The organism is Paracoccus sp. Z118 (assembly GCF_019061185.1).
Classification (GTDB): domain Bacteria; phylum Pseudomonadota; class Alphaproteobacteria; order Rhodobacterales; family Rhodobacteraceae; genus Paracoccus.
The window spans coordinates 105165-124665 of record NZ_JAHQZU010000006.1 but is presented as its reverse complement, the minus strand read 5'-3'; the positions used below and the strand labels follow the sequence as shown (position 1 = coordinate 124665).

Genomic DNA, 19501 nt, shown 5'->3' with positions numbered 1-19501 from the left:
CCATCACCTTGCATCGCCGCAGGCCCTGCGCCATGTAGAACCGCGTCCTGACAGCGGAGAATCCCATGCGCGTCCCGGTCCACAAGCAGGTCTGGTGGTGGAGCGGCGTGGCCGCACTGATCCTGCTGGCGCTCTGGGGTCTGGGCAACGTGATGACCCCGTTCCTGATCGGCGCGGGCATCGCCTATGTCCTCGACCCGCTGGTGGACCGGCTGGAGGGCAGCGGCCTGTCGCGCACGAAATCCGTCGCGCTCATCACCCTCATTGCGGCACTGGCGTTCCTTCTGGCGGTCACGCTGCTGGTGCCGATGCTGATCCGGCAGATCGCCGGGCTGATCGAGGCCGCCCCGCGCTATATCGAGACCGTGCAGAGCTGGATCTCGACCCAGTTCCCGGCGATCCTGCCCGAGGGCGGCACGCTGCGGCAGGCGCTGACGCGGATGGCCGAGCAGCTGTCGGACCAGGCGGGGCAGATCCTCGTCACGGTGGTCAGTTCCGTGGGAAACGTGATCGGGGTCGTGCTGCTGCTGGTGATCGTGCCGGTGGTGGCGTTCTACCTGCTGCTCGACTGGGACCGCATGGTCGAGCGGGTGGACGAGCTGCTGCCGCGCGAGCATGCGGACACCATCCGCGGCATCGCCGACCAGATCAACGACAGCATATCCGGCTTCCTGCGCGGGCAGGGGCTGGTGACGCTGATCCTCGCGACATTCTATTCGACCAGTCTGTTCGCGGTCGGGCTTCCCTTCGGGCTGGTCATCGGCATCACGGCGGCGGTGCTGTCGATCATCCCCTATGTCGGCGTGTTCATCGGCGGCGTGACCTCGGTCGCGGTGGCGGCCTTCACCTTCTGGGACGAGCCGCACTGGATCGTCGTGGTGCTGGCGATCTTCGTGATCGGCCAGATCGTCGAGGGGAACTATCTGCAACCCAAGATCATCGGCGGCCATGTCGGGCTGCACCCGGTCTGGCTGATGATCGCGCTGGCGGTGTTCGGCAAGCTGTTCGGCTTTGTCGGGCTGATCGTGGCGGTGCCGCTGGGGGCGATCATCGGGGTCCTCGTGCGGTTCTTCGTGGAACGCTACAAGGAAAGCGCGCTCTACACCGGCTCGGTGATCCCGCCCGATCCGCCGCAGCCGACGCTGATCGAACTGGTTCCCAGCGGCACCGTCGCCCGCACCCGCGCCGAGGCGAAGGCCGCCCACCGCGCCGCCGTGGCCGAGGTCAAGCTGGAGGATGCCCATATGCAGGCCCGCCACGCCGCCGAGGACGCGGCCAGACGCGACGGCGCGCGGATGGCGACGGCGACCGTTCCGGTGCTGGACCCCGGCGCCGAAGGCGGGCTGGAGCGGCTGACGATCCAGCCGGAGCTGCGCACATGGGGCGGCAAGACGCCGGACGGCACCAGCCCCGACAACCCCGATGGCGGGCACCCCCATGTCGGCCCCGTCCAGACCGCGCAGGACAGCAGCTGATCCCGTGCGCGAACGGCAACTGACGCTTGACCTGACGACGCCCCCGGCGCTGGGCCGCGCGGATTTCCTGCCCGCCCCGGCCAATGCCGAGGCGCTGGCCCTGATCGACAATCCCGGCGGCTGGCCCCAGGGACGGCTGCTGATCGTCGGGCCGGACGGGTCGGGCAAGTCGCATCTCGCCGCCTTCTGGTCGGCCGAGAACGGCGCGCGGCGCGTTTCAGCCTCGGCGCTGCGGCCTGACTCCGCCGATCTGCTGGTGGCACCCGGCGGGGCGCTGGTGATCGAGAATGCCCACCGCGCGGGCGGCGCCGCGGGGGCCGAGCAGTCGCTGTTCCACATCTGGAACCTTGCAGCCGAGCGCGACTGCCTGCTGCTGATGACCGCCCGCACCCCGCCCCGCGACTGGGGGCTGTCGCTGCCCGATCTCGCCTCGCGCATGGGGGCGATGCCGGTCGTCCGCCTCGGGATGCCGGACGATGCGCTTCTGGGGGCGGTGCTGGTCAAGCTGTTCGCCGACCGCCAGCTTCACCCCGCCGCCGGGGTGATCGAGGCGCTGCTGCGCCGCATGGACCGCGACCTCGGGCTGGCGAGGCGGCTGGTGGCGGCCATCGACCGCAACGCGCTGGCCGAGGGCCGCGCCGTGACGCGGCCGCTGGCGCTGGCGTCGCTGGCCGCGCTGACGGGCGAGGCGGATGACGAGGGGGAGGACGTGCCCGATCCTTTAGGCGAGGCCGGCGAAGTCTTTTCGGGGGACTTGTTCGAGGACGCTGACAACCACGAAGATGCGCTGGAAGAAGCGGACGAACCCGGCCGGGGCGATGCCGAGCCATTCTCTGTGACATCGGAAGACGCCCCCCGCGATGAGCCGCGTGACCCCGCCCCCGGCGGCGCTGCGGTCGCGCGCCGCACCCTCGATCAGGCGGAGAACCAACCCGCAGGCCAGCCTCAGGATGCATCTCCCGAGGCTCCCCCGGTCGCGCCACCCCATGCGCCCCGGACCGCCGAGGCGGAGGACCCGGAGCCCCGCTGTGCTCCCCCGCCCGGCGACCCGTCTCCCGTTTGACTTCGCCGCGCGCCCCGGTTGATGATGCGAGCCGTTTTTCCTGCATCGTGATCCGTTACAGATGACCTTCGCCGATTTCCTGCAAGCCCCGTTTCCGCCCGCCCGCCTGCTGCCGGACGGGGTGCCGGAAGGCCCCGCGCGGTTCTTCAACCGCGAACTCAGCTGGCTCGCCTTCAACTGGCGGGTGCTGGACGAATCCCGCAACATGCGCATCCCGCTGCTGGAACGGCTGCGCTTCCTGTCGATCTCGGCCACCAATCTCGACGAGTTCTTCACCGTGCGCGTCGCCGGGCTGCGGGAACTCAAGCGGGAAGGGAACACGATCACCTCGGATGACGGGCTGACCCCGGCCGAACAACTCGCGCTGGTCAATGCCGACGCGCGGCGGCTGATGGGCGCGCAGCAGGCGGTCTGGAACACCCTGCGGCGCGAGATGGAGGAGGCGGGGATCACGATCCTGACGCGCTCGAACCTGACGGCGGACGAGGCGGAATGGCTTGACCGCTACTTCCTGGAGCAGGTCTTTCCGGTGGTCTCGCCGCTCGCCATCGACCCGGCGCATCCGTTCCCGTTCATCCCCAATCTCGGCTTCTGCCTCGCGGTGGAGCTTGCCCGCGAAAGCGACGGCCGCCAGATCAAGGCGCTGCTGCCGATCCCCGGCCAGCTCACCCGCTTCATCCCGCTGCCGGGCGGCGCGCGGTTCCTGCGGCTGGAGGATCTGCTGCTGATGAATCTCGGCCGGCTGTTCCCCGGCTATCGCGACGCCGGCCATGCCGCGTTCCGGGTGCTGCGCGACAGCGATCTGGAGGTCGAGGACGAGGCCGAGGATCTGGTCCGCGAGTTCGAGACCGCGTTGAAACGCCGCCGCCGGGGCGAGGTGATCCGGCTCAAGATGACCGCGGGCGCGCCGGACGCGCTGCGCAGGCTGATCATGGCGGAACTCAACGTCGATCCCGACGAGATGATCGAGGTCGATGGCCTGCTCGGCATGGCCGACCTGGGCGAGCTGGTTCTGGACAGCCGCCGCGACCTGCAATGGCCCGCCTTCACCCCGCGCGTCCCCGAGCGTGTGCAGGACCACGAAGGCGACATGTTCGCGGCGATCCGGCAAAAGGACATGCTGCTGCATCACCCCTACGAGACGTTCGACATGGTGGTCCGCTTCCTGTCGCAGGCGGCGACCGATCCGAACGTGCTGGCGATCAAGCAGACGCTCTACCGCACCAGCCGCGACAGCCCGATCGTGGATGCGCTGTGCGAGGCCGCCGAATCCGGCAAGTCGGTCACGGCGCTGGTCGAACTGAAGGCCCGCTTCGACGAGGCCGCCAACATCCGCCAGTCCCGGCGGCTGGAGCGGGCCGGCGCGCATGTCGTCTATGGCTTCATGAACTACAAGACCCACGCCAAGATCAGCAGCGTGGTCCGGCGCGAGGATGACCGGCTGGTGACCTATTCCCATTACGGCACCGGCAACTATCACCCGATCACCGCGCGCATCTACACGGACCTGTCGCTGTTCACCTGCGATCCGGCGCTGGGGCGCGATGCGACCAAGGTCTTCAACTTCCTGTCCGGCTATGTGCAGCCCGAGGGGCTGGAAAACCTCGCCATCTCGCCCATCGACCTGAAATCGCGCCTGCTGGACCTGATCGGGCGCGAGGCGGAACTGGCCCGGCAGGGCCGCCCCGGCGCGATCTGGGCCAAGATGAACAGCCTGACCGAGCGCGACGTGATCGAGGCGCTCTATGCCGCCTCGAACGCGGGGGTGAAGATCAACCTCGTGATTCGCGGCATCTGCGCCCTGCGGCCGGGGATCGAGGGGTTGTCGGCCAATATCCGGGTGAAATCCATCGTCGGCCGGTTCCTCGAACACAGCCGTATCGTCTGCTTCGGGGGCGGGCACGATCTGCCCTCGCGCAAGGCCCGCGTCTTCATCAGCTCGGCCGACTGGATGGACCGCAACCTCAACCGCCGCGTGGAGACGCTGGTCGAGTGCATGAACGACACCGTGAAAGCGCAGATCACCAGCCAGGTCATGGCCGCCAACATGGCCGACGAGGCGCAGAGCTGGGTCCTGCAACCGGACGGCCGCTACCTGCGCCACCTGCCCGCCGGGCGGGACGACCTGTTCAACTGCCACCGGTTCTTCATGGAAAATCCGTCGCTTTCGGGGCGCGGCACGGCAGGCGCGCGGGACGTTCCGGCATTGACCCACTCGCATGATTGAACGACACATCCCCCCGAGACGTTGAGCCGCCGACTACGGGGAGATCGCCGATGACCATCAGGACCGTAACCGGGCGCATGGTGTCGCCCTTCGGCAAGGATGGGCGGGGAGCATTGTCGGCGCGCGAGCTGCGGCGCGTCGGCGTGGTCGATGTCGGCTCGAACTCGATCCGCATGGTAGTCTTCGACGGCGCGGCTCGCAGCCCGGCGTATTTCTACAACGAGAAGGTGATGGCCGGGCTGGGGCAGGGGCTCGCCACGACGGGGCGGCTGAACCCCGACGGCGCCCGGCGCGGCCTGACGGCCCTGCGCCGCTTCAGCGCCCTGGCCGAGGGGATGGGCATCCACCCGATGACCTGCGTCGCCACCGCCGCCGTCCGCGACGCCGAGGACGGCCCCGCCTTCCAGCAGCAGGTGGAGCGCGAGACCGGCCTCAAGCTGCTGGTCATCGACGGGCAGGAAGAGGCGCGGCTGTCCGCGCAGGGCGTGCTGCTGGGATGGCCCAGGGCGCGCGGCCTCGTCTGCGACATCGGCGGCAGCTCGATGGAGCTGGCCGAAGTCGGCGGCGGCGACATCGGCAGACGCGCTTCGATGCCGCTGGGGCCCTTCAGGTTGCAGCAGATCGAGGGCAAGGCGCTCAAGAAACACGTCGAGCAAGTCATGGCCGAGGCGGCGCAGACGATGGGCACGCATCATGAGCGCGTCTATCTCGTCGGCGGCTCGTGGCGGGCGATCGCCAGGCTGGACATGGAGCGGCGCGGCTATCTGATGACCGTGCTGCACGAATACCGCATGACGGTGGATGACGTGCTGGCGACGGTCAAATGGCTGGGCGATCAGGACATGGCGACGCTGAAGGCGCGCACCGGGGTGTCGCAGGCCCGGCTCGAACTCGTGCCGCTGGCCGGGCTGGTGCTGCGGCAGTTCGTCCAGACCTTCGCCCCGCCGGAAATCGCCATCAGCTCCTACGGCATCCGCGAGGGGCTGCTGTATGAGCAGATGTCGGATTCCATCCGCAAGCGCGACCCGCTGATCGAGGCGGCCCGCTTCACCGAGCGGCAGATGGCGCGACTGCCGGGCTTCGGCAAGAAGCTGCACCAGTTCCTCGCGCCGCTGTTCCAGGACGTGCCGGAAAGCCGCGAACGGCTGATCCGCGCCGCCTGCCTGCTGCACGACACCAGCTGGCGCGCGCATCCCGACTATCGGGCCGAGGCCTGCTTCGACAATGTGACCCGCGCCAACCTCGCCGCGCTGTCCCACCCGCAGCGCGTCTTCCTGGGACTGGCGCTGCTGCACCGCTACAAGAACAGCCGCGCCGGATCGCCGATGGAGCCGCTGTTCGCGCTGCTGACCCCCGAGCAGATCAACGACGCCGAGATCCTCGGCAAGGCGATGCGCTTCGGCGCCATGTTCTCGGTCCGCGACCCGGCCGAGGCGGGCGAGCTGTCACTGGACCGCAAGGTTGGCCGGCTGACGCTGAAGCTGACGAAGACCGGCCGCGCGTTGATGGGCGAGGTGGCGGAGGCGCGGTTCAAGTCGCTGTGCGCGGCGATGAAGGTTGAGGGGGTGGTGGGGTGAGCGGTGCCCCGCACGGATTTGACGTTTCGGGCTGAGGCAGACATGTCCGCACGTCCGAAAGGCCGCGTGTCCTGCCGCCTGCACCGCAGGGATCTCGGGTGAGGACAAGGCTGAAAGGCACGTTGCTTGGGGCGGCCGCGATCCTGTCCTGGGGCGGGCTGGGGGCGCTTGGCGCGCTGTCGGCGACGCTGCCGCCCTGTCTCGTTCTGGGTCTCTGCTTCGCCATCGCGGCGGGTCTCGGTGCAGCCTATTCTGCGGCCGCTCGCATCCGCCTTGCGCCGCTGCATGCGCCCGGGGTGCTTCTGGCCGCCTTCCTGCTGACCGGTTATCACCTGACCTATTTCGAGGCATTCCATCACGCTGACGCGATCCCCGTCTCGCTGATCAATTATCTCTGGCCGGCATGGTTGATCGTGATCGGCAACCTGTTCTTCGCGTTGAACAGCGGCTGGGCAGGCTATCTGGGGGCGGCTATCGGCTTCGCCGGGGTGGCCGTCATGATCGGCGACGGCTTCGACGCCAATGCGAACGACGTGCAGGGCTACGGCCTCGCTTTGGCCGGCGGTATCCTGTGGGCTACCTATTCCAACCTTCGACGGCGGGCGCGCTTCGACGGGATAGGCGCAATGGTCTCGATCTGCACGCTGGCCGCCCTGTTCTGCTTTGCCGTCGCACTGACCGTCGGCGAGGCGCTCATGCCGTCGTGGCGGGACATGCTCGTGATCCTGCTGTTGGGCATCGGGCCGGCGGGCGGGGCGTTCTTCCTGTGGGATTACGGAATGCGTTTCGGCAATGTCCCGCTTCTGGGCGTGATGAGCTATGCGGCTCCGGTGCTCTCGACCGGGCTGATGGTGTTGCTCGGCATGGGCGAGCCGTCCTGGCGGATGGGGGCGGCGGTCGCCATGATAACCCTCGGCGGGGTGGTGGTCCAGCTGGGTGCGCGGCTTCGGTGAGGCGGGCGGCGAGGATGCGGCGACGGCGCTCTGCCGCCCGTGGGAAGCGAGCCCGGTTCCGCAATCCCGCCAATGCAGAAGCCGAAACCATCATGCAAGAAAGGGCGCCCGAAGGCGCCCTTTCCCGTTCACTCGACCTCTCGGCCAAGCGGATGGATCACATCATGTCCATGCCGCCCATGCCGCCCATGCCGCCGCCCATGCCGGCGCCGGCGGCGCCTTTGGGTTCGGGCTTCTCGGCGACCATGGCTTCGGTCGTGATCAGCAGGCCGGCGACCGAGGCTGCATCCTCAAGCGCGGTGCGGACGACCTTGGCCGGGTCGATCACGCCGAACTTGAACATGTCGCCATATTCTTCGGTCTGGGCGTTGAAGCCGAAGGCCTTGTCGTCGGATTCGCGGATCTTGCCGGCAACCACGGCGCCATCGACGCCGGCGTTCTCGGCGATCTGGCGCATCGGGGCTTCCAGCGCGCGGCGGACGATGGCGATGCCGGCGTTCTGGTCGGCGTTCTCGCCTTCCAGACCGCGCAGGGTCTTCGCACCCTGCACCAGCGCCACGCCGCCGCCGACGACGATGCCTTCCTGCACGGCCGCGCGGGTCGCGTTCAGGGCGTCATCGACGCGGTCCTTGCGTTCCTTGACCTCGATCTCGGTCAGGCCGCCGACGCGGATCACCGCAACGCCGCCGGCCAGCTTGGCCACGCGTTCCTGCAGCTTTTCCTTGTCGTAGTCCGAGGTGGTTTCCTCGATCTGCTGACGGATCTGCGACACGCGGGCTTCGATCTCGGCCTTGTCACCGGCGCCATCGACGATGGTGGTGTTGTCCTTGTTGATCGAGACCTTCTTGGCGCTGCCCAGCATGTCGATGCCGACATTCTCCAGCTTCATGCCGAGGTCTTCCGAGATCACCTGGCCGCCGGTCAGGATCGCGAGATCCTGCAGCATCGCCTTGCGGCGGTCGCCGAAGCCCGGAGCCTTGACGGCCGCGACCTTCAGGCCGCCGCGCAGGCGGTTCACGACCAGCGTGGCCAGCGCCTCGCCTTCGATGTCCTCGGCGACGATCAGCAGCGGCTTGCCCGACTGGATCACGGCTTCCAGCAGCGGAACCATCGGCTGCAGCGAGGACAGCTTCTTCTCGTGCAGCAGGATCAGCGCGTCTTCCAGTTCCGCGACCATCTTGTCGGGGTTGGTGACGAAATAGGGCGAGAGATAGCCGCGGTCGAACTGCATCCCTTCGACGACTTCGACCTCGGTCTCCATCCCCTTGTTCTCTTCGACGGTGATGACACCCTCGTTGCCGACCTTCTGCATGGCGTCAGCGATCTGCTGGCCGATGAAGGCTTCGCCGTTGGCCGAGATGGTGCCGACCTGCGCGACTTCGGCGCTGTCGGATACCGGGCGCGAGGCGGCCTTGATCGACTCGACGACCTTGGAGGTGGCCAGGTCGATGCCGCGCTTGAGGTCCATCGGGTTCATGCCGGCGGCGACCGCCTTCATGCCTTCGCGGACGATGGCCTGCGCCAGAACGGTGGCGGTGGTGGTGCCGTCACCGGCCTCGTCGTTGGTGCGCGAGGCGACTTCGCGGACCATCTGCGCGCCCATGTTCTCGAACTTGTCGGACAGTTCGATTTCCTTGGCGACGGTGACGCCGTCCTTGGTGATGCGCGGGGCGCCGAACGACTTGTCGATGACCACGTTGCGGCCCTTCGGACCCAGCGTCACCTTGACCGCGTCGGCCAGGATGTTGACGCCCTTGAGCATCCGGTCGCGGGCGTCAGTGCTGAACTTGACTTCCTTGCCAGCCATTTGTCTCTTCCTTCTTCAGTTGGTTGAAAGCGTTGCCTGCGAGGGATCAGCCGATGATCCCGAGGATGTCGCTTTCCTTCATGATGAGCAGCTCTTGGCCGTCGATCGTGACTTCGGTGCCCGACCACTTGCCGAACAGGATGCGGTCGCCTTCCTTGACGTCCAGCTTGATGCGGTCGCCGTCTTCGTCGCGAAGGCCGGCGCCGACCGCCACGATTTCGCCCTCGGCGGGCTTTTCCTTGGCGCTGTCGGGGATGATGAGGCCGCCCTTGGTCTTTTCGTCGGATTCGACGCGGCGCACCAGGACGCGGTCGTGCAGAGGTGTGAAGGCCATTGCTAGACACTCCGAATGGTTCAGGTTGGTGTTGGCACTCGACTTGGATGAGTGCCAATCGGGGACGATCTAGGCAGGGCTTCGGGCCAAGTCAACAGCCTGTGACATGGTCTTGGTGGCTGCTTTCGGCCGTGACAAGCTGCGGGCCTTTGACGGGAACGGAAGGGACGAAGATGGGCAGGCTGATCCTTGGGCTGGCGCTGTGGCTTGCGGGCTCGATCGCGGCGCAGGCGGAATGCGTCGGCCGCGATCTCTTCGACGACCTTCCCCCGGACACCCGCGCGCAGATCGAGGCAGAGGCCGCCCGCGTCCCCTATGGCTACGGCACCACTTGGGAGGCGACGAAGGGCGAGGCCAGGCTGCTGCTGGTCGGCACCTATCATTTCACTGATTCCCGCCACGCCGGGACGATCGCCCGGCTTGCGCCCCGGATCGCCGCCGCGGGCGCGCTGCTGGTCGAGGCGGGGCCCGAGGAGGAGGCGCAGCTGAAGCAGCGCCTCGCTGACGATCCGACGCTGATGGTGGACCCGTCCGGGCCGACCCTGCCCGAGCGGCTCGACAACGAGGAATGGGCGGCCCTGTCCGGCGCGATGGCCGAGCGGGGCATTCCGGCCGTCTTCGCGAGCCGACTGCGCCCGTGGTATGTGGCGGTGACGCTGGGCGTCTCGCCCTGCATCCTCGGCCAGCTTCAGGCGGGCGGCGCGGACGGCGCGGGCATGGATCACCTGTTGATCGCCGAGGCCGAGGGCGCGGGCGTGCGGATCGCCGCGCTGGAGCCCTATGACACGGTGTTCGCGCTGTTCGAGGACATGACCCCCGGCGAGGAGCTGGACATGATCCGCTCGGCCCTGACGGCGGCGGAGCGGGCCGACGATTTCACCACCACGACTGCCGAGGCGTTCTTCGACGGGCGGGTCTGGGAATTGTGGGAGTTCTCGCGCCATGACGCCTATGCGAATTCCGGCCTGGCGCGGGCCGAGGTGGACCGGCAGGCCGAACTCGCGCAGGAGCGGCTGATGGATCAGCGGAACCGCAGCTGGATCGCCCCGTTGACCGAAGCGGCCGAGGCCGCCGCCCTGGGCGGCAAGGAAGCCGTCGCCGCCTTCGGCGCGCTGCACCTGCCGGGCGAGAACGGCGTGCTGCGGCTGCTGGAACGCAATGGCTGGACGATTGAAAGGGTGACGCCATGAGCATGATCGAGGAACGCTGGGCCGACGAGGAAGCATGGTGGACCATGAGCGCCGCCGAGGCCTGGCACCGGACCCACCCGTCCTGCGTCATGGCCTTCGCCAGCGGGCTGTTGCAGGGAGAGGAGATCCTCGCCGCGATCGACGGCGGCCCGCGCTGGGACAGCGTCGTGATGACCGACCGGCTGATGGTCGAGGGAGAGGACTGCATCGTGCTGGCCTATCGCGCCACGGCCAAGCGGGCGGAAGGGGGCGATTACGTCGCGCTCTGCACCTCGACATGGGTGCGGCAGGCCGATGACTGGCAACTGATCCAGCACCAGCAGACCGTGCCCGCCGCCGGGTGAGCGGTTGCCTGTGGGCTGAATGACGTAGCCGCCGGGCCAATCGCCGGGGCGTTCCCGCGAGGCGCGGATGTGAAGCCGCAACTCCGGCAGCATGCCGCGCCCTGATCCGGGGGAGCCGCAGGCGGTTGCCTGTTGCATTCTGCCCGTCACCGGGCGGATGGTCGGGCGCGACATCGTGGAGGAAACATGCGGAACCGCTTTATTCAGGGCCGGGATTTCGGCAGCCCGGACCTGCTTGCCCTGCAGACCGAGGAACTCGCCGCGCCCGGACCGGGGCAGATTCTGGTCCGTCACAGCGCCATCGGCGTCAACTTCATCGACATCCTCCTGCGGCGGGGCGAGTTGGCCCGCGACCTGCCCTATCGGCTGGGGCTCGAGGGGGCAGGTGAGGTGGTCGCCGTGGCGGACGATGTCGGCGGGTTCGCGCCCGGCGACCGGATCGTCTATGCGGGCGGGCCGACGGGATCATACGCCGAAGCGAGGGTCCTTCCCGCCGCGCGGGCCGTCAGGCTGCCGGACGGGATCGACGACGACACGGCGGCGGCGGTGTTCTTCAAGGGGCTGACGGCGGATTATCTCGTCCATCGCATGCGTCCGATTGCACCTGGCGATACCGTGCTGTTCACCGCCGCCGCGGGCGGGGTCGGGCAGCTTGCGGTGCCGATGCTCAAGGCGGCGGGCGCGACAGTGATCGGCACCGTCGGCAGCGAGGAGAAGATCGCGGCCGCAACGGGCGTCGGCTGCGACCATGTCCTTGTGCTCGGCTCCGGCGACGCGGCCGAACGGATACGGGAATGGACCGGCGGGCGCGGCGTCGCCATCGCCTATGATTCCATCGGCCGGGCGACGTTCGATCTGTCGCTCGCGTCGCTGGCCCGCTTCGGCCTGCTGGTCAGCTATGGCTGGTCGTCGGGCGACGTGGAGCCCGTTGCCCTCGCACACCTGCGGGACGCGGGGTCGCTGTTCGTGACCCGGCCCACGGTCGCCCATTACATTCAGGAGCGGGGCGACCTGATCGCGGGTGCCGAGCGGGTGTTCGCGGCGCTGAAGGACGGCGTCATCCGGGCGAACATCCATGCGAAGCTGCCGCTCGCCCAGGCCGGGGCCGCGCATGAGTTGATCGAATCGCGGGCGAGCCAGGGGTCGGTGATCCTCGATCCGCGCTGAACGGGCGGGCGAAACGGCGCGGCGCAGGCTGGAACGCTGCGCGACTGGGCCACCGCTGCGGATCATGCTGGTGCAGGTGCCGCCCGCTTTTTCAGGACTCGGCTGTCACCGGGCGATCTCAAGCGCTGGATCATCCCTCCGCCTGTCTGGCGAGCGGTTCCGGCGGCGGGTTGTCGAGCAGGTCCAGAACGGCCTCGGCCGGACGGCAGAGCCGCACGCCCTTGGGCGAGCAGACGATCGGGCGTTGGACAAGGATCGGATGGGCGACCATCGCCTCCAGCAGCGCCTCATCGCTGACGCCCGGATCGGTCAGGCCCAGTTCCTCGGCCGGGGTCCGCGCCACCCGCAGCGCCTCGCGCGGGGTGAGGCCCGCGGCGGCGAAGAGGCCCAGCAGCTGGGGCCGCGTCCAGCCTTCCTTCAGATAGTCGATCACCACCGGCTCCTCGCCCGACGCGCGGATGATCCGAAGGACGTTGCGGGAGGTGCCGCAGCCGGGATTGTGGTGGATCACGATGGTCATGGGTCACTCGACGGATGGGCGCAGGGCGCGGGGTGAGGGGAAAACGCGCCGATCACCGGCGTGGTTCATGAGCGGCTTGGGACGACGGAGAACACGAGGCGATGACGGGAGTGAGCCGAAATTTTCGATCCGGCGGGGTCCGCCCGGCGCACCGCAGCAATCCTGCGGACGCGATGGGGCGGCGGCCCGCCGCGATCCCGATCAGACCGTATCCAAATACAACTCCACCGTTTCCTCGTCCGACAGCTCGGCCATGTAGTGCAGCTCCTGCCGCTTGGTCATCACGAGGTTTTCGATCAGATGCGCCGGGAAGATGCGGCGGATCTCGGGCGAGGCCTCGAAGCAGTCGATCGCCTTGCCCCAGCCGGCAGGAAGCTGCTCCAGCCCCTGCGCGTAGGCGTTGCCGGTGATGTGGGGCGGGCAGGCGGCGCGGTCCTCGATCCCGTTCAGCGCCGCGCCGAGGACGGCGGCGACCATCAGATAGGGGTTCACGTCGCCGCCCGGCGTCCGGTGCTCGATCCGCCGCGCCGCGGGGCTGGAGGACGGGATGCGGATCGCCGAGGTGCGGTTCTCGTAGGCCCAGCCGATGCCGGTCGGCGCGTGGGCGTTCGGCACCAGCCGATCGTAGGAATTCTCGTGCGGGGCGAAGACCAGGGTCGAGCCGGGCATCGCGGCAAGGCAGCCCGCGACGGCGTGGCGCAGCATGTCCGATCCCGCGTCGCTGCCGTCGTCGAAGATGTTGCGCCCCTCGCGGTCCAGCACCGAGAAATGCACATGCATCCCGTTGCCGTTGAAAAGCTCGTAAGGCTTGGCCATGAACGACCCGGCGAAGCCGAAGCGCCGGGCGAGGCCCTTGACCAGTTGCTTGAACAGCCACGCATCGTCCGCCGCCTTCAGCGGGTCGGGCTGGTGCATCAGGTTGATCTCGAACTGGCCCGGTGCGGCTTCGGAAATGGCCGTGTCGGCGGGAATGTCCATCGCCTCGCAGGCGTCGTAAAGCTCGGTGAAGAAGACGTCGAAGGCGTCGAGCGCCCGCAGGCTCAGCGTTTCCGCCCCCGTGCGGCGCTTGCCGGACCGGGGGCTGGGCGGCACCTGAAGATGCTTGCCGGAATCGTCGATCAGGAAGAACTCAAGCTCGGTCGCGACCACGGGGGTCAGCCCGGCGGCCTTGTAGCGATCGGCCACCTGCGCGAGCGCGTGGCGCGGATCGCCGTCATAGGGGCGGCCGTCCGGGTGGAACATCCACAGCGGCAGAAGGCCGGTGGGCGCCTGAAGCCAGGGCATCGGCATGAAGCCCCGCTCGGTCGGCATCAGGACGCCATCGGGGTCGCCCGCCTTGAAGACCAGAGGGCTGTCCTCGATGTCCTCGCCCCAGATGTCCATGTTGAGGACCGAAAAGGGGAACTTCGTCCCCTCGGTCATCAGCTTCTCGGCGAACCGGGCCGGCATCCGTTTGCCGCGCGCGACGCCGTTGAGGTCGGCGGCGGCCACGCGGATCGTTCGGACCTCGGGATGTTCGCGCAGCCAGTCCATGTCGATCACCTGATGTAATTGGGCCGGAAGCGCAGCCGCTTGGCGGAAGCCCCCGGCAGATGCCGGTTCAGCCGCCGGTTGACGACCCCGAAAATGCCGATCAGGCACAGGGTCAGAAGGATGAAATACACCGCCGCGATGGGATAGGCCACGAAGGGATTGTAGGTCCGGTCGGCGATGAAGCTGGCGTAGTAGAGCGCGTCGCCCTGCTGGCGGAAGGCCGGAAAGCCGGAGAAGAACACCAGCGTCGTCGCGTGGAACAGGAAGATCGCCTCGTTGGTATAGGCGGGCCATGCCAGCCGCAGCGTCGTCGGCCAGACCACCCGGCGGAACCGCGACCAGCCGGACAGGCCGTAGGCGTCGGCGGCCTCCAGATCGCCCTTGGGGACGTTGCGCAGGGCGCCGTGGAAGATCTCGGCCGAATAGGCGGAGGTGTTCAGGACCAGCACGATCAGCGCCCCGGCCCAGGCACGCGTCAGCCAGCTCGTCTCCATATGAAGGCCGAACAGCTCGATCCCCTCGCGGGGCAGCAGCACGAAAGCCTGATAGGCGATGAAGAACTGGATGAAGAGCGGGCTGCCCCGGAAGACGAAGATGAACGCCTCGGCCGGGCGGCGCAGAGCCGGGTTGCGGCTGGCCTTGGCGAGCGCCAGCCCAGTTGCCAGCCAGAACCCGATGGCGAGCGCGAGGACGCCGAAATAGATGTTCCAGATCAGCCCGGACGCGATCAGCGTCATCTGCTGGCACAGGGTCAGCCCGGTGCGGGGCAGCGCCTCGCCGATGCCGATCGAGCGCAGGCCGAGATCGGCGATGGCCTGAAGGCACTCGTTCATGGCGCTGCACCCTGCCGCAGCGCCTCGCCCGCCATCGTCGCCTGTCCGTGCGAGAGCCGGGCAGCAAGGCGGTCGATCACCCGCTGCGAAACCCAGGTCATCGCCAGGTAGAAGACGAGGATGCCGAGGAAATAATACAGCCGCCAGTCGGGATGCGGATAGGCATAGGTCGAGGTCTTGGTCCCGCCCAGATCGCGCGCCCAGTAAACGATGTCCTCGACCCCCAGCAGGAACAGCAGCGGCGTGGCCTTGATGAGGATCATCCACAGGTTCGACAGGCCCGGCAGCGCATAGGTCCACATCTGCGGGATCAGGATGCGGCGGTTGATCTGCCGCTCGGTCAGGCCGTAAGCCTCGGCGGTTTCAAGCTGCGCGCGGGGCACGGCGGACATGGCGCCGTTCAGGACGTTGGCGGCGAAGGCGCCGAAGACGATGGAAAAGGCGATGACCGCCAGCATGAAGCCGTAGCCCTGATGGACCCATTCGGCGGCGTCGGACCGGGGCAGCTTGGCGAGCGCGCAGACGACGAACTCGTTGCCCTGCCGCACGGGGACCGTAGGGTCGCAATAGACCCGGCTGCGCAGCCATTCCAGCGCCTGGTCCATGGCGATAGGGACGAACAGGAAGAACAGGATGTCCGGCACCCCGCGCACCATCGAGGTATAGACCAGCCCGAACCAGCGCAGCGGCCGGAAGCGCGAGCGCACCGCGAAAGCCCCGCCGAAGCCGAACAGCAGCGCGATGGGGGCGGTGATCGCCAGCAGCAGCAGCACCGTGCCGAACGAGGCGTAGAACAGCAGATGCTTGCCCGATGTGAGATAACACATCAGCCAAGCCAGCCCTTCGAGGGCGCCGGGATCACTGCAATGGGCGAACATCGGTTCGGGCGGACCGCCGCGCCGTCAGCTGCGACGGTCCATCTTCATGCGGGTCAGTTGGACGCAGCGGGCGCGGCCGCGTCGGCCGGCGCGGCGGCTTCCGTCTCGGCCATGCCGGCGAAGGTCTTGGCCTCGGGGCCGAACCACTTGGCGATCAGCACGTCCAGCGAGCCGTCCTCGATCATCGAGGTGATCGCCGCGTCGAAGCGGGCCTTCAGCTCGGTGTCCGACTTGCGCATCCCGATGCCCAGCCCTTCGCCCACGACGACGGTGTCCTTGCCCTCGACCCAGACCAGCTCGCCGTTCGAGTCGTTGACATAGGGCGCGAGGAAGTCCTTGTCGGCGAACACCGCTTCGGCCTCGCCGTTGCGGACGGCGTCCACGGTTTCTTCGCCGGTGGCGAACTCCAGCACCTCGGCGCCGGATTCCGCGACATAGCCCGCCTGAATCGTGCCGGTCTGCGCGGCGACGAAGCCGGTGATGTCGGCGTCGGGGGTCAGCGCCAGATAGGCCGAGGGCGGGGGCGGGGTGTAGGGTTCCGAGAACGCGATCGCCTGCCGGCGTTCATCGCTGATGTTCATGCCGGCCATGATGGTGTCATAGTTCGACGACACGAGGTTGGGGATGATCGAATCCCAGTCGTTGCGGACCCAGGTGCATTCGGCCTCGATCCGGCGGCACAGTTCGTTGCCCAGCTCGATCTCGAACCCGTCGATCTCGCCCTTGTCGTTGACGAAGTTGTAGGGAGGGTAGGCGCCCTCGGTCCCCATGCGGATCACCTGCGCCGCGCCGGCCCCCGCTGTCAGCGCCAGCAGCGTGGCGGCAATCATCAGTCGCTTCATCGTCGTCTCCCGTTGGATTGTCACGCCATCATCGTGGCGCTGAGGAATTGGCGCAGCCGGTCGGTGCGGGGTGCGCGGAACATCTGATCTGGCGGGCCCTCCTCCTCGATGCGGCCCTGATGCAGGAACACGACATGGTCGCTGACATCGGCCGCCAACCGCATGTCGTGCGTGACCAGGATCATGGTGCGGTGCTCGCCCGCCAGATCCTTGATGACCCGCACGACCTCCTGCTGAAGCTCGGGGTCGAGGGCGCTGGTCGGCTCGTCGAAGAGCAGGGCGCGCGGCTCCATGCACAGCGCGCGCGCGATGGCGGCGCGCTGCTGCTGGCCGCCGGAAAGCTGGGCCGGCCATGCGTCGGCCTTGTCGGCGATCCCGACCTTGGCGAGCAGCTTGCGCGCCCGGTCCTCGACCTGCGCGCGGTCCTGTCCCAGCACGGTGACGGGCGCCTCCGTCACGTTCTGCAGGATGGTCAGATGCGCCCACAGGTTGAACTGCTGGAACACCATCGACAGGTTCGTGCGGATGCGGCGCAGTTGGTTCCGGTCGGCGGGGAGGCGCCCGGCCCCCGCTGCTTTCCATCGCACCGGCTCGCCCTCGAACAGCACCTCGCCGGACTGGCTGTATTCCAGCAGGTTGCAGCAGCGCAGCAGGGTGGATTTGCCCGACCCGGAGGAGCCGATCAGCGTCACCACATGCCCGCGCGGCGCCCGCAGCGAAATGCCCCGGATCACCTCGAGCGGGCCGTAGGCCTTGTGCAGGTCGCGAAGCTCGATCACCGGCACGGCGTCGGCTGGGCTTGGGACAGGGGCGGGAGGGCTGGTCATACGGCGCAATGTGGCGCGAACTCTGCCCCGATTGCAACGGTTTCATGCGGCGCGGGACGTCAGGGCATGTTGCGCACGCGGTCCGCGAAAGGCCGGCGTAAACGAGGCCGGACCGTCCGCGTCAGCTGCGGGCCTGAGCCTCGACGACCTCTTGCCGGGCCACGGCGGATTCGCGGTCGGTCACGCCCAGCAGGTTGGCGGCGAGGCGGATCAGCGCGTCCTCATGCTCGCTGCGGCGGCCATCGGCGAAGGCCACCTGCCACATCGCCGCGATCACCGAGATGCGGCTTTCCAGCGGCACCCGATCCTTTATCATGCGGGTGAAGCGAACCGTGTCGGGCGCCTCTGCCTCGATCATTTCGGCGGCGACGCGATAATCCCTGGCCGCTTCGGGGTCGAACCTGTGGCGCGTCGCGATGATGTGGTCGATATGGGTGCGCTCGTCGTCCGAATAGCGGTCGTCCGCGCGGGCGAGCCGCACCAGCAGCGCGGCCACCGCCATATCGGCATCGTTCGCCGCCAGCGGAGCGGCTTCGGATTCTTCGGAGAACAGGCGGGACAGCAGGCTGCGGAACATGGCGGCATCATAGAAGTTGCATGGCCACTTACAAGAACTTCATGCCGCGCCTGCGAGGGCCGGTCAGCCGTCCCACCCCTCGACGATGGCGATGTCGCCCGTGCTGACCGGATCGCGCAGGGCCTTGGCGGCCTGATATTCGGGGCTGTCGTAGCAGGCCTGCGCGGTGGCGAGATCGGCGAACTCGATCACCACGCAGCGCGGCCGCAGGCTGCCTTCCACCAGCGTCTGCTGGCCGCCGCGCACCAGGAACCGCGCCCCGTATTTCGAAAAGGCGGCGGCGTTGGCAGAGCGGTAGGCCTCGTAGGCGGCGGGGTCATCGACGCTCACATGAGCGATCCAGTAGGCTTTCGGCATCGGTCCTCGGCTAGCAAATATCAATAGCGTTCAGGCACGTAGAGATCGCGCGGCAGCACCTCGCGCTCGTAATCGGGGTTGAACACGCGGTCGGGCAGGGTGATCTCGTCCTGCTCGATGTCGGTATAGGGCACGAGGCTCAGCAGGTGCGAGATGCAGTTCAGCCGCGCGCGGCGCTTGTCGTTGCCGGGCACGATATACCACGGCGCCTCTGGAATGTTCGTGCGCTCGAACATGTCCTCCTTGGCTTTGGTATAGGCTTCCCAGCGGACGCGGGACTGGAGGTCCATCGGCGACAGTTTCCACTGCTTCAGCGGGTCATGGATGCGCATGAGAAAGCGCATCTGCTGCTCCTCGTCGGTGACCGAGAACCAGTATTTCACCACCCTGATGCCCGACCGGACGAGCATCCGCTCGAACTCCGGCACGTCCTGGAAGAACTGCTCGACCTCGTCCTCGGTGGCGAAGCCCATCACCCGCTCGACGCCCGAGCGGTTATACCAGCTGCGGTCGAACAGGACGATCTCGCCGCCCGCGGGCAGGTGGGGGACGTAGCGTTGGAAATACCACTGCGTCTTCTCGCGGTCGGACGGGGCGGGCAGGGCCACGGTGCGGACGACGCGGGGATTGAGGCGCTGGCTGATGCGCTTGATGACGCCGCCCTTGCCGGCGCTGTCGCGCCCCTCGAAGATGACGACGACCTTTTCCTTGTGGTGGGATACCCAGTCCTGCAGCTTGATGAGTTCCGACTGAAGGCGCAGCAGCTCGCGGAAATAGATCCCGCGGTCGAGCTGGTCGGGCCGGGCCTTGCGATAGACCCTGGCGATCGCCGCCGAGAGGGCCGCGTCCTCGAGCTCCAGCTCGATTTCCTCGTCGAGGGTCTCGGCCAGTTCGTTCTCCAGCCAGTCGGCGCCCTCCGCGGGGGTCAGATCGACATGGGTGGGTGGAACGCCGGTATCGGGACGGTCGGTCATCGCAGGCTCCTGCATGGGTTCGT

General features: G+C 68.0%; 19 protein-coding genes. 8 read left to right on the top strand and 11 right to left on the bottom strand.

Going from position 1 to position 19501, the window contains the following annotated elements:
- The first annotated feature begins 65 nt into the window (after nt 1-65).
- The 5 genes from KTN05_RS07095 to KTN05_RS07075 all read left to right on the top strand — a co-directional run bounded on the left by KTN05_RS07095 (nt 66) and on the right by KTN05_RS07075 (nt 7295).
- Nucleotides 66-1475 carry an AI-2E family transporter gene (locus tag KTN05_RS07095; RefSeq protein ID WP_217328688.1) on the top strand — a complete coding sequence of 470 codons (1410 nt, stop codon included), beginning with the start codon at nt 66-68 and terminating at the stop codon, nt 1473-1475.
- Between the two features lie 4 nt (nt 1476-1479).
- The gene (locus tag KTN05_RS18075; protein ID WP_254368039.1) at nt 1480-2538 is read left to right on the top strand and encodes a hypothetical protein; all 1059 of its coding nucleotides are present in this window, start codon (nt 1480-1482) and stop codon (nt 2536-2538) included.
- Between the two features lie 61 nt (nt 2539-2599).
- On the top strand, nt 2600-4765 hold the full coding sequence (locus tag KTN05_RS07085; RefSeq protein ID WP_217328687.1) for an RNA degradosome polyphosphate kinase: 2166 nt from the start codon (nt 2600-2602) through the stop codon (nt 4763-4765).
- Nucleotides 4766-4815: 50 nt separating this feature from the next.
- Nucleotides 4816-6342 (top strand): Ppx/GppA family phosphatase, encoded by a 1527-nt coding sequence (locus KTN05_RS07080; RefSeq protein WP_217328686.1) that lies wholly within the window; start codon nt 4816-4818, stop codon nt 6340-6342.
- Nucleotides 6343-6440: 98 nt separating this feature from the next.
- On the top strand, nt 6441-7295 hold the full coding sequence (locus KTN05_RS07075) for a DMT family transporter (RefSeq protein ID WP_371823290.1): 855 nt from the start codon (nt 6441-6443) through the stop codon (nt 7293-7295).
- Between the two features lie 157 nt (nt 7296-7452).
- Here the strand turns inward: KTN05_RS07075 and groL are convergent, their stop codons facing one another.
- Nucleotides 7453-9102 (bottom strand): chaperonin GroEL, encoded by a 1650-nt coding sequence (gene groL / locus KTN05_RS07070; RefSeq protein WP_217328685.1) that lies wholly within the window; start codon nt 9100-9102, stop codon nt 7453-7455.
- A gap of 46 nt (nt 9103-9148) precedes the next feature.
- Complete coding sequence (locus KTN05_RS07065; RefSeq protein ID WP_217328684.1) at nt 9149-9436, bottom strand: co-chaperone GroES; 288 nt, start codon at nt 9434-9436, stop codon at nt 9149-9151.
- A gap of 173 nt (nt 9437-9609) precedes the next feature.
- Between KTN05_RS07065 and KTN05_RS07060 the strand changes: the two genes are divergently transcribed.
- From KTN05_RS07060 to KTN05_RS07050, 3 genes are all read left to right on the top strand, one after another.
- The gene (locus tag KTN05_RS07060) at nt 9610-10626 is read left to right on the top strand and encodes a TraB/GumN family protein (protein WP_217328683.1); all 1017 of its coding nucleotides are present in this window, start codon (nt 9610-9612) and stop codon (nt 10624-10626) included.
- Nucleotides 10623-10970 carry a nuclear transport factor 2 family protein gene (locus KTN05_RS07055; RefSeq protein WP_217328682.1) on the top strand — a complete coding sequence of 116 codons (348 nt, stop codon included), beginning with the start codon at nt 10623-10625 and terminating at the stop codon, nt 10968-10970. Before KTN05_RS07060 ends, KTN05_RS07055 begins: the two co-directional genes overlap by 4 nt.
- A gap of 186 nt (nt 10971-11156) precedes the next feature.
- The gene (locus KTN05_RS07050) at nt 11157-12137 is read left to right on the top strand and encodes a quinone oxidoreductase (protein WP_217328681.1); all 981 of its coding nucleotides are present in this window, start codon (nt 11157-11159) and stop codon (nt 12135-12137) included.
- Nucleotides 12138-12267: 130 nt separating this feature from the next.
- On the opposite strand, the gene arsC is transcribed toward KTN05_RS07050, so the two are convergent.
- From arsC to ppk2, 9 genes are all read right to left on the bottom strand, one after another.
- Nucleotides 12268-12657, bottom strand: a complete 390-nt coding sequence (gene arsC / locus KTN05_RS07045) for an arsenate reductase (glutaredoxin) (protein WP_217328680.1) — start codon at nt 12655-12657, stop codon at nt 12268-12270.
- A 201-nt stretch (nt 12658-12858) separates the two neighbouring features.
- A complete protein-coding gene (locus KTN05_RS07040) occupies nt 12859-14190 on the bottom strand; it encodes a glutamine synthetase family protein (RefSeq protein WP_217328775.1) in 1332 nt (443 codons plus the stop codon).
- A gap of 5 nt (nt 14191-14195) precedes the next feature.
- Nucleotides 14196-15023 (bottom strand): ABC transporter permease, encoded by an 828-nt coding sequence (locus KTN05_RS07035; protein ID WP_217328679.1) that lies wholly within the window; start codon nt 15021-15023, stop codon nt 14196-14198.
- Entirely contained in the window at nt 15020-15901 is an 882-nt protein-coding gene (locus tag KTN05_RS07030) for an ABC transporter permease (protein ID WP_217328678.1), read from the bottom strand. The genes KTN05_RS07035 and KTN05_RS07030 overlap by 4 nt, the downstream gene beginning before the upstream one ends.
- Nucleotides 15902-15954: 53 nt before the next feature.
- Complete coding sequence (locus KTN05_RS07025) at nt 15955-16743, bottom strand: transporter substrate-binding domain-containing protein (protein WP_217328677.1); 789 nt, start codon at nt 16741-16743, stop codon at nt 15955-15957.
- A gap of 20 nt (nt 16744-16763) precedes the next feature.
- Nucleotides 16764-17570 carry an ABC transporter ATP-binding protein gene (locus tag KTN05_RS07020; protein ID WP_217328676.1) on the bottom strand — a complete coding sequence of 269 codons (807 nt, stop codon included), beginning with the start codon at nt 17568-17570 and terminating at the stop codon, nt 16764-16766.
- A gap of 121 nt (nt 17571-17691) precedes the next feature.
- Nucleotides 17692-18147: a TerB family tellurite resistance protein gene (locus KTN05_RS07015; RefSeq protein ID WP_217328675.1), complete on the bottom strand. Its 456-nt coding sequence runs from the start codon at nt 18145-18147 to the stop codon at nt 17692-17694.
- A 63-nt stretch (nt 18148-18210) separates the two neighbouring features.
- Nucleotides 18211-18504 carry a DUF1330 domain-containing protein gene (locus KTN05_RS07010; protein WP_217328674.1) on the bottom strand — a complete coding sequence of 98 codons (294 nt, stop codon included), beginning with the start codon at nt 18502-18504 and terminating at the stop codon, nt 18211-18213.
- Between the two features lie 20 nt (nt 18505-18524).
- The gene (ppk2, locus tag KTN05_RS07005) at nt 18525-19478 is read right to left on the bottom strand and encodes a polyphosphate kinase 2 (protein WP_217328673.1); all 954 of its coding nucleotides are present in this window, start codon (nt 19476-19478) and stop codon (nt 18525-18527) included.
- Nucleotides 19479-19501 lie beyond the last annotated feature (23 nt).

Coding starts and splice junctions, on each gene's coding strand:
- KTN05_RS07015 (WP_217328675.1), bottom strand. CDS start 18,147: ATGTTCCGCAGCCTGCTGTCCCGCCTGTTCTCCGAAGAATCCGAAGCC.
- KTN05_RS07080 (WP_217328686.1), top strand. CDS start 4,816: ATGACCATCAGGACCGTAACCGGGCGCATGGTGTCGCCCTTCGGCAAG.
- KTN05_RS07085 (WP_217328687.1), top strand. CDS start 2,600: ATGACCTTCGCCGATTTCCTGCAAGCCCCGTTTCCGCCCGCCCGCCTG.
- groL (WP_217328685.1), bottom strand. CDS start 9,102: ATGGCTGGCAAGGAAGTCAAGTTCAGCACTGACGCCCGCGACCGGATG.
- KTN05_RS07025 (WP_217328677.1), bottom strand. CDS start 16,743: ATGAAGCGACTGATGATTGCCGCCACGCTGCTGGCGCTGACAGCGGGG.
- KTN05_RS07095 (WP_217328688.1), top strand. CDS start 66: ATGCGCGTCCCGGTCCACAAGCAGGTCTGGTGGTGGAGCGGCGTGGCC.
- arsC (WP_217328680.1), bottom strand. CDS start 12,657: ATGACCATCGTGATCCACCACAATCCCGGCTGCGGCACCTCCCGCAAC.
- KTN05_RS07030 (WP_217328678.1), bottom strand. CDS start 15,901: ATGTTCGCCCATTGCAGTGATCCCGGCGCCCTCGAAGGGCTGGCTTGG.
- KTN05_RS07040 (WP_217328775.1), bottom strand. CDS start 14,190: ATGGACTGGCTGCGCGAACATCCCGAGGTCCGAACGATCCGCGTGGCC.
- KTN05_RS07050 (WP_217328681.1), top strand. CDS start 11,157: ATGCGGAACCGCTTTATTCAGGGCCGGGATTTCGGCAGCCCGGACCTG.
- KTN05_RS07035 (WP_217328679.1), bottom strand. CDS start 15,023: ATGAACGAGTGCCTTCAGGCCATCGCCGATCTCGGCCTGCGCTCGATC.
- KTN05_RS07060 (WP_217328683.1), top strand. CDS start 9,610: ATGGGCAGGCTGATCCTTGGGCTGGCGCTGTGGCTTGCGGGCTCGATC.
- ppk2 (WP_217328673.1), bottom strand. CDS start 19,478: ATGACCGACCGTCCCGATACCGGCGTTCCACCCACCCATGTCGATCTG.
- KTN05_RS07065 (WP_217328684.1), bottom strand. CDS start 9,436: ATGGCCTTCACACCTCTGCACGACCGCGTCCTGGTGCGCCGCGTCGAA.
- KTN05_RS07010 (WP_217328674.1), bottom strand. CDS start 18,504: ATGCCGAAAGCCTACTGGATCGCTCATGTGAGCGTCGATGACCCCGCC.
- KTN05_RS07020 (WP_217328676.1), bottom strand. CDS start 17,570: ATGACCAGCCCTCCCGCCCCTGTCCCAAGCCCAGCCGACGCCGTGCCG.
- KTN05_RS07055 (WP_217328682.1), top strand. CDS start 10,623: ATGAGCATGATCGAGGAACGCTGGGCCGACGAGGAAGCATGGTGGACC.